The sequence below is a fragment of the Nitratidesulfovibrio vulgaris str. Hildenborough genome (genome assembly GCF_000195755.1).
Classification (GTDB): domain Bacteria; phylum Desulfobacterota; class Desulfovibrionia; order Desulfovibrionales; family Desulfovibrionaceae; genus Nitratidesulfovibrio; species Nitratidesulfovibrio vulgaris.
In genome coordinates, this window is the sequence record NC_002937.3 from 2,849,499 (window position 1) to 2,864,674 (window position 15,176).

Below are 15,176 nucleotides of genomic sequence, written 5' to 3' on the forward strand. Positions count from 1 at the left end.
GGACGGGCGGCGCGCGATGCGCGCCGCCCCCTCGTGTCGATGCGGGTGTCGGCCGTTACGGGCAGACGGATTCGGTGAAGACGAACTCGCCCTTGTCGCTGATCTTGACGACAACGGCGCACTTGATGGGGTCGCCTTCGGCGTCGAACTTCATCTTGCCGGTGATGCCGTCGAAGGTGGTGATGGCCGAGATGTTGTCGCGGATGAGCTTGCGCATCTTGCGGACATCCTTCTCGACCTTGCCGCCGTTCTGGATGGCGGTCAGCACGATGCGGGTGGCGTCCCAGGTCAGCGCGGCCACGTCGTCGGGGATGTAGCCGTAGCGGTTGGTGTACTTGTCGATGAATTCCTTGGTGGCGCCGGTGGCACCAGCCGCGGCGTAGTGGGTCGAGAAGAACTGGCCCACGCAATCCTTGCCGCACAGGGTCATGAGTTCGGCAGAACCCCACGCGTCGGAACCCATGAAGGGGCCCTTCCAGCCAAGGTCATGCGCCTGCTTCACGATGAGTGCCACGATGTTGTAGTTCTCGGGCAGGAAGATGAAGTCGGGCTTGGCTGCGAGCAGCTTGGTCAGCTGGGCCGAGAAGTCCTGGTCCTTGGTGCCGTGCGACTCGAAGGCGACCACGGTGCCCTTGCCGTGCTTCTCTTCCCACTTCACGCGGAAGATGTCGGCAAGGCCCTTGGAGTAGTCGTTGGAGACGTCGAACATGACGGCGGCGGTCTTGGCGCCGAACTGCTTCGAGGCGAAGTTCACGACCACAGGAGCCTGGAAGGGGTCGAGGAAGGCGGCGCGGAACACCCAGGGACGCCCCTTGGTGGTGTCGGGGTTGGTGGACCACGGCGAGATGAGCGGGGTCTCGTTGTCGTCGGCGACGCCGCCAGCGGGCACAGCCTGCTTGGAGGAGTTGGGGCCGACGATGGCGAGCACCTGATCGCGCTCGATGAGCTTGAGTGCCGCGTTGACGGCCGACTCAGGCTTGGACTCGTTGTCCTCATACACGAATTCGAGCATGTACTTCTTGCCGCCCACTTCGAGACCGCCCTTGGCGTTGATCTCGTCGCGCAGCATCTCGGCGGCGAACTTGGAGGCCTCGCCGACCTTGGGGATGTCACCGGTGAGCGGGATGTCGAAGCCTATCTTGATGGTATCGGCCGCATACGCTGCCGAAGCCATCAGAAGGAGCATCAGCATGGACAGAACGGTTTTCCTCATCGCTAGCCTCCTCGCAAGGTGATGAATGAAATGACGGTTCGCAATTAGTACAGCAATCAGCGGGAGATGGGAACATCATTTATCAATTTTGTCCTTATTGTAAACAGCATATAAAATCAATATGTTATAACTTGACATTATTGTTATAATAAAATACGCGTATTTTCAGTATGTTAACTTTGTAGCATTAGATTACGGTCTGTTTTAATTCCATGCATACTGAATGACAAAACAGTCGTTTTTTAATATATTGATTTCAGTGCAGTTATGGAATGACAAGCCACCACCGAGATTTCTGTGCAACCGTTTTAGTGGTCTGAAAAACTACCATTTACAGCATCGTCAAACGATTAAACGCGCAAACACACAGGGTCGCCATGTTAGCCATCCCATTCCACAAAATGAGTCCCGGCGGAAACACCACCATCCTCGTCCCCCACTCCGCTGTAGATGCCCTTCACAGGGCCCCTGTCGCCACGCGGCTCATGCACGGCCTCCACCTTGGGGCGGAACAGGTGGGCTTCATCGACATGGGGTCTTCCATCCCCCGCCTCGACATGATGGGAGGCGAATTCTGCGGCAATGCCTGCCGCTGCCTTGCCGCACTCCTCCTGCTTGAAGGACGGGTGCAGGACGACGGACAAGGAGGGAGCACAGGGCGCATCGCCGCCTCCGGCGTATCGACTCCGGTACACTTCACAGCAAGGCACCTGCCTGACGGTGCAGTGGACGCCTCCATACGCATGGACCTTCCCGCCATGCCAGACATGGTCGACATCGCACCGGGCATGAGCCTTGTCCGCCTTCCCGGCATCAGCCACCTGTTGCTCGACCTTGCGCTTCACCCCTACCCCGGACGCCCCGGTGAGACAGTGCCAGGCATCCTGCGGCGCTACGGACTGGATGAGGCACCCGCTGCGGGGTGCATCTGGTTCGGTGAAAACGGCGGAAGGCGGTTCATCAAGCCGGTAGTGCATGTCCGGGACACCGCCACCATCCATGAAGAGACGGCGTGCGGGTCGGGGACGCTGGCGCTGGCATTGCACCTCTCGCGCCACGCCGCCCCTGCGGCTGATGCCATCGACAAGGCCGCAAGCCCCGCAACGGGCAAGCCAGCCGAACGCATCACCCGCGTACCCCGTGATTGCTGCACTCCTCCGGATGATGCGGAGTGCACGAACGACGCGTGGCACGTCATCGGACAACCAAGCGGTGCCGTCATCCGTGCCACAGTGAAGGCGGGTGCCGACGGCATCGAGGCATGGATTGGCGGGCCTGTGACCCTCATCGCCCAAGGCAAGGCTTTCGTTTCCATCGCCTGAGGCCTTCATGCGCCTGCGCAAGGGCTGTCGAAGCCGACGGGTGAGGAGGCGGAGAGGTCGCGCAGCAGGCGAGGCGATAGGCCCGACGGCAGGCAGGGACGCCGTGTGGCGACGGACAGGACAATCAGGATGACAGACGGGGGCAAGCCAGAACGGCAGACGGACACAGGCAGGAAACCTGCCGGACACGCAGGAGACGACGTACGTCAACAGGCCAGATACCGCAGTCGGGCCAGCTGCCGCATGGTGACGCCGGACCGTGAGTCCGATACCCGGCGCCCTGTAATGACACCCGCCGCGGAGTCGACACCGTCCATCATGAATACTGTCGCCCACACATGCACACTCGCGTTGACGAGTCCGTAACCATTCCGTAACAATGGCACTGCTCCCGTCCCTTCGACGGGCAACACCAACATGCGAGCTGTGGCCCAGATGTCCTTCCGTTCCCTCTTCTTCGACCAGCAAGACCGCGAACTGCTGCTCATGGCCAACAAGGTCATCGAACGGCAGTACACCAGTCCCATGGTCCGGAAACTCTTCGACGGCAACCTGCACCCACACGGCATCAAGGAGCTTTCGGTCTCGCGTGAACTCCGTATCGCCTACGCCGTCATCAACCTTCTCGACACCCTCGAGGCAGGCAGGGCCGAAGACCGCCTCATGGCCCTCACCGCCCTGCGCGACGAAGCCCTCATGAGCGCCGAGACCGGGCTTCGCCGCAACACGGCCCGGGTGCTCATCCAGATCATGAAGGAACTGGTGCGAGCGCATGGCGACCAGTGCCGACAGCTCAAACTCGCGCACGACTTCAGGCGTGCGGCTTCGGGCAAGCCCCGCGTCATCCGCGCCCTTCTGCGGCGCTATCACCTGCTGGAGATGCCCGAGGCATGGAACCAGCTTGCCTTCGACAACCACGTCCACGACGCCAACACCAAGGGGCGCAAGAACCCCACGCACCTCATCATGGATGCGTGGATCAAGGGCATACGCCACCTCACGGTCATCTATTACAACTACATCGAGCCCGCCGCCGCACAGGAACTCTTGCAGGCGGCAGAGATCATGGGCGTGTCCATCCGCATCGGCGTCGAGTTCAAGTCACCGCTGCGAGGCAAGTATGTCGACCTCATCTGGGTGCCCCGCGGCTTCTCCGACGCACAGGGTTTTCTGGCCTTTCTCGCCGAAGCCCCCACGCAGCACCTCATGCACGAAGGGCGCAAGGCGTCGCGCTGGCAAGAGCAGTATGTGCTGCGCATGCTCCAGCGCTGGAACAACCGCCACCGCCGCACTCTGAACACCGAGCTTGGCCTCACCCTCGAACCCTTGGGACGCGAGGAGTTTCTCGCCTTCGTGGGCACGGGACAGGCGTCGCTGCTGCACCTTGCCGAGTTCATCCACAAGCGGATGAAGCCCGCGCTGGAGAGTCGTGTCGAGGAACTGCGCGACGAATGGCGCATCGCCACACCGCCGCGACGTGCCGAAATCGAGACACGGGTCGAACAGCTCAACAGGCTCGACCCTGAGACCATCCTCGACACATGGCTCACCCATGTGGCCAACGACGACCTGCCCGACCCGGAAGTGCCTTCCGAAGCACCCGAACTGCCCGACATCCTGCGCATGGACCCGCGCTCGCTGCTCGACTGGCTCACCAGTCTGCACAGCGGCTACCGCGTGACGCTCAACCTCGGGGGCGTCACGGTCGAGGATGTGCTCGAACTGCTGTGGGACTGCGAAGGCCTCATCACGCACCTTGAGCTGTTCAACCTCAAGGACTGGCACGAGGGCAAGGCGGACGGGCTCGAAGCCATCAATGCCCTGCAGCTGGCCATCAACAGCGGTCGCGTGCCCCTGCTCAAGCAGCTCATCCGCAACATCATCAAGGACTATACGGAGTCCGGCACGGCAGACTGCAAGGAACGGTGTGACAAGTTCCGCGCCGTTCTCCGAAATATCCCGAGGCTTCAGGGCTTCTACAAGTCGGTGCCGCTCAGGTCGCGCATCGGCACCGACTCCACCAGCCGTTCGCACCGGATGCACGGCATGGGCCTTGTCTTTCCCGAGACGCTGCCGCCACGCGCCCAGCGGGTCATCCGCGACCCGAAGGACACCATGCGGCAGATCATCCCCGTGCGCACCACGGTCTTCCTGCGTGAAAGCTACCAGCCCCGGCGCCACCCGCCCCTCGGGCGACGGCTCACGGCAATGCTGCGCCGCATTCCGGGACTTTCGCGCCTCGGCTACCGGCGCGAGACGGAGTGGGTGGTACGCACCGACAGTTCGCGGGTCACGGCGGACGGCAACATCGCCACGCTGGGCGGCTTCCTGCGCGACAACGACAACGACCTGTCCCTGAAGGAGACCGCCGGGGCGGCCTGTCCGCGCTGGATGGGCTTCGGCTACATGAACACCGGCATCGTCAACCTGCTCAAGGTGCTTGCGGGCTTCATCCCTGCCATGCTCTCGTTCCAGTACACACAGTCATGGTGGGTGCTGGCGTGGTTCGGCGCACTCATATGGTTCGGCATCACGGGGTTCCGCAACATCCTGCAGGCGGTGCTCGGCGGTGGAGGCATCAGCCGCACCCCGCTGCTGCGCTGGAACGACTACGTGAGCTGGAGCCGCATCAGCGACTCGCTCATGTACACCGGCATCTCCGTCCCCCTGCTGGAAGTGGTGATGCGCAGCCTCGTGCTGCAAGACATGCTGGGACTCACCGTACAGTCCAACCCCACGCTGGTGTACACCTGCATCGCCGTGGCCAACGGCCTGTACATCGCCGCGCACAACAGCTACCGGGGCCTGCAACGCGAGGCCATCATCGGCAACCTGTTCCGCAGTGCGCTCGCCATCCCCATGTCGATGCTCTACAACGAGATAGCCCTCGAACTGCTCGTCCTTGGCGGCGTGGCAGACCCGTGGGCCATGATCCAGCCCGGTGCGGCTGTCATCTCCAAGACGGCATCCGACACCGTGGCCGCCATCATCGAAGGATTCGCCGACCGCAACAGCAACCTGCGGATGCGCCGGTGGGACTACGAGAGCAAACTCGAACAGCTCTATGACAGCTACGCCCGCCTCGAACTGCTCTTCCCCGAGGAGGACGTGCTGGAACTGCTCAAGGCGCCCAAGCAGTTCATCCGCGCCGTCGAAGCCGAGGCGAGGCATCTTGAGACCGCCATCATCATCAACGCCCTCGACCTCATGTACTTCTGGATGTACCAGCCGCGGGCCCGCGACATCCTGCGCGAGCAACTGCGGAGCATGTCCGCGGATGAACGCAAGGTACTCGTCCGTTCACAGCTGGTGCTCACCCGCGAACGGGAGGTAAGCCAGCTGTTCGTGGACGGTATCGTGGGACGCAACTTCTCCCGCCCGCTGGCCTTCTATCTCGACCGCCACGAAGAGTACCTGCGCGACATGGAACAGATTTGCGCCAGAGGGTCCGCAGGCTGCTGACGACATCGGGGGCAAGGGGAACGTCCACGGCAGTGGCTTTCCGCCCACAGATTGCACCATATGCAAGAACGGCCGCTGCGCTCATGCGCAGCGGCCGTTCCAGTCATCGACAGCCGCAAGGCCGCAGGGGTTCAACGGGCTTCACGCCAGCCGTGGGCGAATGTCTCGTCATACAGCCGTGAGACCGTCTCCGGCCCCGTCTCGCCGGGCAGCACCAGAAAGACCGTCTGGCGCGAGTAACCTGTCTCGCTCATGGTCTCCGCAAGCGCCTGCACCGTGGTCATGACATGGCTGCCGTCGGGCCACCCCACCCGGTGGGCAGCCAGCACGCACGTCTCCGGTGCGACCCCCGCAGCCAGCAATTCGTCACGCAGGCGTTCAGGCGTCGCTGCTGAAAGATAGATGGCCAGCGCGCTGCCATGCGCGGCAAGGGCGCGCAGCCGTTCGCGTTCAGGCACGGGGGTGCGTCCTTCAAGACGGGTGATGACGAGACTCTGCGTGACCTCCGGCGCGGTGAACGAGACACACGCCTGTGCCGCCGCCGCGAAGGCTGCCGTCACGCCCGGCACCACGCCATAGGCGATGCCGTCCGCATCGAGAAGCCGCATCTGCTCACGGGTGGCCCCGTATAGCGCCGGGTCGCCCGTGTGCACCCGCGCCACTGTCCCCCCACGCCGGACGGTGTCCCGCATGAGCGAGTGCGTCTCTTCCAGTGTCATGGATGAGGAATCCGCCACCTGTGCGCCAGCGTGGGCGCATGCCACCACCTCGGGCGGCACCAGCGAGCCCGCATAGAGTACGAGGTCGGCCCCGGCGATGATGCGCTGTCCCTTGATGGTGAGCAATTCCGGGTCTCCCGGCCCTGCCCCCACGAACCATACCCGTATGGTGTCATGGCCTTTCACGGTATCGTCTCCCATGGTCACTGCCCTCCCGTCTGTGGCCGTGCGGCAGAGACAAGATGCACGGGGTTGAACGCCGCAAGGCGCATGTCACCGGCAAGAGGCGACGAGACCGAAGCCTGTACGCAGACGACCTCGGCGGGCCACCCGAGGTTGCGGAACACCCCCAGTGCCCTTTCGAGGCTGCCCAGCAGCACGCACGCCACGACCACGCGCCCGCCGGGGGCGAGTCTCTCGCAGACGGTATGCAGCACCGGACAGGAGGCATCGGCACTGATGCCACCGAGACCGCCGCCCATGAACACCCGGTCGGGTGTGGGCAGGCTGGCGAGACACGCCGGGGCGTCGCCGTGCACGACCTCGATGTTGGCCGCCCCCATACGACGCCGATTCTCCTCCACGCAGACCACGCGGGCAGCGTCGCGTTCGACGGCCCATACGCTACCCCGCGATGCGACGGCGGCACACTCCACCGACATGGCACCGCTACCGGCACCCACGTCCCACACGGTATCCGCAGGGTTCACGCGCAACGCGGCAAGGGCCACCGCCCGCACGGGCCATTTGGTGAGCAGCCCCGCCTCGGCGGCAAAGAAGGTGTCGGGCATCCCGGTGCGGGGGCCGCGCACCTCGCCCTGCGGCACCAGAAGCACGGTGCAGCACGGCCCGAAGTCGAGGGCGGCACATGCGGCAAGCGAAAGGTCGTGAGCCTGTTCCTCCACCGTACCCATGTCCTCGAAGACATGCGCACGGAACCAGTCCACACCGCGGTCGAGAAGATGGCGGGCGATGCGGTCGGGCGTGTTCACGCCGTCGGTGAGCACGCAGACGGGGTGCCCGCCGAGTACCGCCGCCGCGAGAGGCCGCCAGTCGTCGCGTCCGTGCATGGAGACGGTCACGGTGTCGTGCCACGCCATGCCAAGCCGCGCCGCAGCCGCCTGCAGACAGCTTACGGACGGCACCACCCGGACGGCATCGGGCCCGAAATCACGGGCCACACGGGTGCCTATGCCGAAGAAGAGCGGGTCGCCATCGGCAAGCACCACCACACGCCGCCCTTCTTCACGCAAGCGGGCGACGGCTTCAAGGGCGTCCGTCACGGGCGAGGCGATGACCACCTGTCGCGCGGGGTGCCCGCGGAAGGCGGCAAGCTGCCGCCTGCCGCCCACCAGCACCTCCGCATCACGCAAGAGCGACTCATGGACAGGAGAGAGCGCCGTATCCCCCGTGCCGAGACCGAGTACCGTCAGCGGAGGCAGACAGCACCCGGCATCACCGACTTCAGGAGAGGCGCAGAACGCAGATTCAGAAACCTTGGCGTGACCATCGGAGGCACTGCCACCGGAGAGTCCTGCGTCGAGGGAGACCGCCTCGGCACCATCACGTCCAGCTAGGGCATCCGGTGCTGCACCGCATTCGGGGACGGCGACATGAGCGGCACCGATATCAGCCGCGGCAGTCGCCGGGCTGGCGTCTTCCAAGACGGCACCCCCGTGGCAACCGTCGCCCGTATCGTCGCAAGCGGCCTCTTGGGACGCGGCCCCGCAGACTGCGTCATCCGCTTCAGGGAATATATGACCGCCATCGCCATCCTCGGTCGCAGCGGACGCATGGGCACTCCCCTGCACCTCGACGGTGCACAGCGATGCCAGCACATCCGGCGTGAACGGGGGCCATGCCTGCGCCTCATCCCCCTCTTCACCGTCGTCGCCCGCGCCGTCGCCTTCATCCAAGCCGCCATGCCCCGCATCAGCGCCAAACACACCAGAAGCAGCAGGCACATCAGAAGTGCCAAACTCATCAGAGGCGTCGGGCGCATCCGCGAACGCAGGCATGATGTCAGAGGCCTCCGGCATCTCAGCCTCCCCGCCCGCCGTGAAACCATCCGTCACAGAGGCTCCTGATACGGGTTCGCCCGATGAAGAGCCGCCTGACACAGGCCTATCCGTTGTGAATCCAACCGGTTCAGACTCGTCTGATGAGAGTTCGCCCGCTTCAGGCTCACATAGGGAGGGGCCATCCGCGGCGGAGTCACCCGGTGCGGGTTCTCCGGGCGCAAGGCCGCCCGCTGCACCAAGCCATCGCAAGAGGGGCAGTTCATGGACGGGGACGGACGACTCCGCGTCGCCTACTGTCTCGTGGTCGGGGCATCCGGTGACATCATCATGACTATCCGTGCAATGGCAGGGCGTGTCACCACTCCCCGTCCCTTCGGGACAGGCAAGGTCGCTGGCTTCACAGGGCGACACACCGTCTGCCACGTCGGGTTGCGGGGCTTCAGAGACGCCCTCATCCACCGGAGAGGGCAAGATGATACCGGGAAGAAGGGCCTGTCCGTTCATGCGCTGGTCAGTTCCGTTCCGTTCAGGTGAAAGAGATGGATGGTGACGCCCACCCCCGGCCCGGCGAAGCGTTCGGCGTGCGCCTTGGCGCGTCGCGTCACCGCGTCGAGTGCGGTATGGCATGCGGCATCCGGGGTGATGATGTCGAGCGCCTGCCCGGCGGTGTTCGCCCCCGCAACAGCCTCGACGCGCGCCTCGTCTACACCCGCTTCGCGGCACCATTGCGCCAGCAGAGGCAGATCGAGGGGCGCAGTGCGTGCATGCGTGTGCGGCAACCCCTGCGCGAGCTTCACCAACTTACCGAAAAAACAGCCCCATGCAAGCGCTTCGAACCCCCGTTCGGCCGCCGCCCCAAGCGCGAAGGCCACGAAGTCGGCCGCCTGCACGAACGCCTGTTCAGGCAGGTCGGGGTAGCGTCGCATGAGCAGCGTCTCGCTGCGCCTGCCCGTGGAAAGACAGGCGCGGCGGTGGCCAAGGGCACGCGCCACGGAGAGTTCCTGCGCGATGGCGGCCTTCCACGCCTCATGGCTGTAAGGACGCACCGTGCCCCGCGTGCCGAGGATGGAGATGCCGCCCACGATGCCCAGACGACCGTTGAGAGTATGTCTTGCGATGGCTTCGCCTTCAGGCACACGAACAGTGACCCGTACACCGCCACCATAGCCCTGCGCCGCGCAGACCTCGCGCACGGCGAACTCCAGCTGGGCGCGCGGGCCGGGATTGACGGCCACCTCGCCCACCGCCACCGGCAGTCCGGGCAGGGTGACGCGCCCCACGCCCGTGCCGCCCTCAAGCAGAAGCGTAGCCGTCGCATCGGGCAGCAGGCGAACATGGGTCTCGATGCGCGCCCCGTGGGTGGCATCCGGGTCGTCCCCGCCATCCTTGATGACGACACCCGTGGCACCGTCACCTTCGGTCAGCACTTCCGCCACGGGCACACCGAGGCGTCCCGGCACGCCCACGCCCTCCTGCGGCGGCAGCGGCACGGAGAGAACAGGCAGGAACGGCAGGCCGAACACGTGACGCAACGCGGCCACCGCCCCGGCGGTCATGGCCGTGCCAGTGGTGAACCCCTCGCGCAGGGCCGCGCGGTCGCGTCCGCGGGGAGGTTCCGTCGCGCCGTGCCCTTCGTCCGCAGGGACGGCATGGTCGGCGCGTGACTCCATGCCCGCAACGGGCCGGGATACCCGCGCTGCGGGCCCTCCGGCATCGTCCGCCGGGGCCTTCTTTTGAGCGGAGCACGTCGCTCCGCTATCGGTCGTGTCGATAGACATAGTGCAACATCATAAGAACAATCGATTTGACGGATGCGCCAGCATCGTAGACCACCGTACCATGTCCGTTCAGACCACCGTCATCTCCCCGTCGCGACTGCGAGACTTCGCGCTGGCCCGCCCTGTGCTGTTCACAGTGCGTCTTGCGCTTGCAGCGGTCTATATCATCGCGGGGGCGACGAAGCTGTACGATGTGCGCGGTTTCGCTGAAATCGTCAACATGTACGGCATCGTCCCCATAGACCTGCTGCCCTTCGTGGCGCTGCTGCTACCGCTTGTCGAAGTCGTGGCCGGTGTGGCCCTGCTGGCAGGGCGGGATTGGGGGCTTGCGCTCGTCACGGCCCTGACGGTTCTATTCCTAGCCGTTCTCGGGTACGCCATCTGGTCGGGGCTGTCCATCGGCGACTGTGGCTGCTTCGCCCCAGGTGACATCCCGTCCGGACACGACGACGGGTCGGCACTGAAAGAGGCGTTCATCCGCGACCTGCTGCTTCTCGCCGGGTCGCTTCATCTGTATCTCGGTCGGCACACACGCGCCGCCCTGCACGTTCCACACCCCTGAGGAGGACATCATGAACCTGAAGAAACTGCTCGCCCCACTGCTCATGCTCACCGCGCTGGGCCTCACCGCCTGCGACAATCCCTTTCAGGGCCTTTCCGAAAAGGATCTTGAAGCCAAGTCCGTCAAACTCGCGCGCGAGACCGTGAAGGGCGGCTACAAGCTGCTGACCGTGGACGAGACCAAGAAGATGATGGATGGAGACAAGACCGTCCTTGTCATCGACACCATGCCCTATGAGGATTCGTACAAGAAGAACCACATCCCCGGTGCCGTGCAGTTCCTCTTCCCCATCCCCGACATGAACGACTGGAACATGGCCGAGACCGGCGACAAGAGCCAGCAGGACTTCGAGGCGCTTCTCGGCCCCGACAAGAACCGTCCTCTGGTCTTCTACTGCGGTTTCGTGAAGTGCACCCGCTCGCACAACGGTGCGGTGTGGGCCCAGAAGCTGGGCTACACCAATGTCTACCGTATGCCCGGCGGCATCGTCGCGTGGAAGGAAGCCAAGTTCCCCGTCGACACCGTGAAGTAGACATCTTCGGGGCGACGGGTCGTGCCCGCCGCCCCTTTTCGCTTTCTGGCATGCCGGGCGTGGCACCCCCCCGGCGTCTTCATGCCCCCGCCCGAGACCCACAAACGACATGACCGCCCCACGGCATGGACTCGAGATGGCACGCAACGGCACCATCACCGGCCCCCCTTCCGGGACAGCCCCGAACGACGCCATTCCCTCCATGACACCGGACAAGCCAACGCCGCTGGTGCCCCTGACGCCGAGAAAAGGCGTTGCACCCCTGAAAGACATCATGCCTGAACGGCCGGACGCCATCGCGCCGGAAGCATCCCCGCACGAAAGCACCCGTAACGAATCGGGACACGACACCTTCGCCAGCACAGCCGCCCGATACAATGGCGGCATGTCCGGCTTGCGTGATGTCGACACGCCCGACTTGTGCGACGCCGTGGCACAGCGGGCAGCCAACCTGTTCGCCACACGGCAGCATCTCTGTGCCGAGGCCGTGCTTCGCGCCCTCGCCGAGGGGCTGGGCGGGCCACTGTCTCCGGAACAGGCTGCCGCACTGGGCACGCCATTCTGTCAGGGCATGGGCGGCGCGGGCTGCACCTGCGGTGCGCTGTCCGGCGGTATCGCCGGGGTGGGGCTGTATCTGGGCAGACGATGCGACGGTGCCAGCGGCGCACCCGGCAGACGCCACGCCCGCGTTCTGCATGACGCCTTCAGGCGTGCCTTCGGGGCCACCTGTTGCAGGGTGCTCACGAAGAACCTCGACAAGGCCGCCCATTTCGCCCAGTGCCAGCATCTGACGCAGGAGGCTGCGCGCATGGCGGCACGGCTTCTTCTCGACGAAGGTGTGCGGCCCGTGAACGCGCAGGGACTGCCCCGCAGGCCGGACACGCGCCTCACAGCATGGCGACGCCGTTTCACGGCCCTGTTCCGCAGGCGCGCCTGACCTACAAGGTGCACACCCTGACCCGCATCTGGTGGCGGCTGCCCCACAACGCGACAATGGGGGGGCCGCAATGAGCCGGCATCGGGGCACCAAAGGGCACCCCGCACCGGGACAGTCCCGAGGTCGCGCCACGCTGGCAATCACGCCAGCCCGCCCCGCCTGAACGTGCACAGTCAGCACGATGGGGCCTCACGATGGGGCCTCAAGTCGGGGCCTCAAGTCGGGGCCTCGCGTCACCAACGCAGCCAGCCCCCCCCGGAACAGGCTACACGTCCAGCACCATCGTGCCCGTCGTACGGCGCGATTCGAGCGCGGTATGCGCCTCTGCCACCTGTGCAAGAGGCCACGACTGGTCGATGTGCACGGAGACGACACCCCGCGCCACCACGTCGAAGAGGTCTGCGGCATGGGCGAGCAGGTCTTCACGGCGTTCGGTGTAATGCATGAGGCTGGGCCGCGTGAGGAACAGCGACCCGCGCGCCGCCAGCACGCCGGGGTCGAAGGGCGGCACCGCGCCGGACGACTGCCCGAACGAGACCATCGTGCCCATGGGACGCAGGCAATCGAGCGAATCCATGAACGTGGCCTGCCCCACGGAATCATAGACCACATCCACCCCGCGGCCGTCGGTCAGTTCACGTATCCGTGCCGCGACGCCGCCAGTACGGTAGTCGATGACGTGATGGCAGCCGGCAGCCAGCGCCTTTTCGCGCTTCTCCGGCGAACCCGCCGTGCCGATGACCGTGGCCCCGAGATGACACGCCCACGGCACGAGCATCGACCCCACGCCCCCGGCAGCGGCATGCACAAGCAGGGTTGTCCCCTGCCTCACAGGGTAGCATCCGTGCAGCAGGTAACGGGCGGTCATGCCCCGCAGCATCATGGCGGCTGCCATGCGGGTGGGAATGGCGTCAGGCAGGGGCACAAGCCGACGTGCCGGGATGCACCGTTCCTCCGCATACGCGCCGATGGGCCTTCCCGCATAGGCCACGCGCTGCCCGGGCTGCACCTCGGTGACGCCCTCACCCACGGCAAGCACGATGCCCGCGCCCTCCATGCCCAGCACGGCGGGCAGGGCAGGCAGCGGGTACAACCCCGTCCGATGGTAGATGTCGATGAAGTTGACCCCCACGGCCTCGTGACGGATGAGGGCCTCACCGGCACCGGGGCGACCGGGGTCGCGCTCTTCCCAGTGAAGGTTGTCGACGCCTCCGTGGGCGTGCAGGACGATGGCTTTTGACATGGTCGCCTCCTTGCGGGCTACGCACCCGTTACGCTGGATGATGGCGGGCGGGTACGGCTGGCATGGCTACCCCCCTGACAGGAAGCACCTTGCAACAGGACGCCCGCGCCGGACGGCGCCCAGCCCGAAGCGGAGTGCCATCACCTTCAACCTTACCACGCAAGGGATGCAGGGCAAGAAGGCACCACGGGGTTCGATGGGCACCGCAGGCATACCGTCAAAAGCGGCACGACAGCGTGAAAGGCGGCACGGGCTGCGCGAAAGGCCCGTTCGACGCTACCCTTCAAGGAACAGGGGGGCGTCCGGCAGGGCGACGCCCGCGACCTCTGCGGCCTTGGCGACCAGCGCAGACACGGCGGACTGCCCCTCCGGCCCGAGGTCCATGCTGAAATCGTTGACGAAGGTGCGGATATGACTGTCGATGACCTCGTCGGCCAATTCCTGCGCATGGGCCTTGATATAGGGTCGTCCGTCGGCGGGATGCGAACGCGCATGGGCGAGGCTGCGCCGTATGGCGTCCTCCACCGCCAGCGCAGTGGCGTCGTCGATGTCGCGGCGGATGGCGATGGCCCCGAGGGGCAACGGCATGCCCGTGGCCCCCTCCCACCAGCGGCCGAGGTCGAGGACGAGGTCGAGACCGAAGGCCGGATAGGTGAAGCGCCCCTCGTGGATGACCACGCCGCAGGGCACCTCCCCGGCGGCCACGGCGGGCATGACCTCGTCGAAGACCATCTCCACACGGTCGCCCCTGAAGCCGCCATGCAGGCCAAGCAGCAGGTTGGCGGTGGTCATGGCGCCCGGAATGGCCACATCCGCATGGGTGAGGTCTTCCACCGACAGTCCGGGCCTTGCCACCAGCAACGGGCCGCATCCCCGGCCCAGCGCCCCTCCGGCACGAAGCAGCCGGTAACGCCCTGCGGCATGGGCCATGGCAGCGATGGAGAGTTTGGTCACATCCAGAGACCCCTCACGCGCCCGGCCGTTCAGCACCTCCACATCGGCCATGAACATCTCGAAACCGCAGGGCAGGGGAATGCGCCCGTTGGCGAGGGCCTCGAAGATGAAGGTGTCGTTGGGGCAGGGCGATATGCCCAGCGAGAAGGTGCGCATGGCGTTCATGAAGACTCCTTGGGATACGGGCCGAAGCCCTCGGTCATTCTCATACATTGGGATGTGTTGTCCGGCACCAGCCCGGAACATGCTGCCGGGCTACCCCGCAACAGGTCATCCGCGGGGGCCGTAGGGCTGTGACTCTCTCTTCAAGTAGCTTGCAGACCATTGCCCGCATGATGCGCCCCGCCCCCTGACGAGGTCAAGCGCACTCCCCGGATGGTGCGGGCACACCAGCGGCGGGCACGCCAGCTAAAGACGGGGACGCCCCTCGGCC

11 protein-coding genes are annotated in these 15,176 nt (G+C 65.4%); 5 read left to right on the plus strand and 6 right to left on the minus strand.

All coding sequences use genetic code 11. The features are described from left to right. Positions 1-55 precede the first annotated feature (55 nt). Entirely contained in the window at positions 56-1,213 is a 1,158-nt protein-coding gene (locus DVU_RS12875; RefSeq protein WP_010940010.1) for an ABC transporter substrate-binding protein, read from the minus strand. A 377-nt stretch (positions 1,214-1,590) separates the two neighbouring features. Here DVU_RS12875 and DVU_RS12880 point away from each other — a divergent pair, with 377 nt between their 5' ends. Then, positions 1,591-2,535: a hypothetical protein gene (locus DVU_RS12880; protein WP_010940012.1), complete on the plus strand. Its 945-nt coding sequence runs from the start codon at positions 1,591-1,593 to the stop codon at positions 2,533-2,535. A gap of 417 nt (positions 2,536-2,952) precedes the next feature. Further along, positions 2,953-5,997 (plus strand): hypothetical protein, encoded by a 3,045-nt coding sequence (locus DVU_RS12885; RefSeq protein WP_010940013.1) that lies wholly within the window; start codon positions 2,953-2,955, stop codon positions 5,995-5,997. Between the two features lie 131 nt (positions 5,998-6,128). On the opposite strand, the gene cobM is transcribed toward DVU_RS12885, so the two are convergent. From cobM to cbiD, 3 genes are read right to left on the minus strand one after another with little or no spacing between them, the layout of a single operon-like run. Continuing rightward, on the minus strand, positions 6,129-6,917 hold the full coding sequence (gene cobM, locus DVU_RS12890) for a precorrin-4 C(11)-methyltransferase (RefSeq protein WP_014524561.1): 789 nt from the start codon (positions 6,915-6,917) through the stop codon (positions 6,129-6,131). Between the two features lie 2 nt (positions 6,918-6,919). Next, complete coding sequence (gene cbiE / locus DVU_RS12895; RefSeq protein WP_164562101.1) at positions 6,920-9,241, minus strand: precorrin-6y C5,15-methyltransferase (decarboxylating) subunit CbiE; 2,322 nt, start codon at positions 9,239-9,241, stop codon at positions 6,920-6,922. Continuing rightward, the gene (gene cbiD, locus DVU_RS12900) at positions 9,238-10,407 is read right to left on the minus strand and encodes a cobalt-precorrin-5B (C(1))-methyltransferase CbiD (RefSeq protein ID WP_010940016.1); all 1,170 of its coding nucleotides are present in this window, start codon (positions 10,405-10,407) and stop codon (positions 9,238-9,240) included. Before cbiD ends, cbiE begins: the two co-directional genes overlap by 4 nt. Positions 10,408-10,576: 169 nt before the next feature. On the opposite strand from cbiD, the gene DVU_RS12905 reads away from it, so the two are divergent. From DVU_RS12905 to DVU_RS12915, 3 genes are all read left to right on the plus strand, one after another. Further along, positions 10,577-11,077: a MauE/DoxX family redox-associated membrane protein gene (locus DVU_RS12905; protein WP_014524564.1), complete on the plus strand. Its 501-nt coding sequence runs from the start codon at positions 10,577-10,579 to the stop codon at positions 11,075-11,077. Between the two features lie 10 nt (positions 11,078-11,087). Then, entirely contained in the window at positions 11,088-11,609 is a 522-nt protein-coding gene (locus DVU_RS12910; RefSeq protein WP_010940018.1) for a rhodanese-like domain-containing protein, read from the plus strand. Positions 11,610-11,718: 109 nt separating this feature from the next. Then, positions 11,719-12,546, plus strand: coding sequence for a C-GCAxxG-C-C family protein (locus DVU_RS12915; protein ID WP_010940019.1), 828 nt, complete (start codon positions 11,719-11,721; stop codon positions 12,544-12,546). A gap of 265 nt (positions 12,547-12,811) precedes the next feature. Here the strand turns inward: DVU_RS12915 and DVU_RS12920 are convergent, their stop codons facing one another. Both DVU_RS12920 and DVU_RS12925 read right to left on the minus strand, forming a co-directional pair. Beyond that, positions 12,812-13,789, minus strand: a complete 978-nt coding sequence (locus DVU_RS12920) for a quinone oxidoreductase family protein (RefSeq protein ID WP_010940020.1) — start codon at positions 13,787-13,789, stop codon at positions 12,812-12,814. Between the two features lie 276 nt (positions 13,790-14,065). Next, positions 14,066-14,908 carry a 1,4-dihydroxy-6-naphthoate synthase gene (locus DVU_RS12925; RefSeq protein ID WP_010940021.1) on the minus strand — a complete coding sequence of 281 codons (843 nt, stop codon included), beginning with the start codon at positions 14,906-14,908 and terminating at the stop codon, positions 14,066-14,068. Positions 14,909-15,176: the final 268 nt, after the last annotated feature.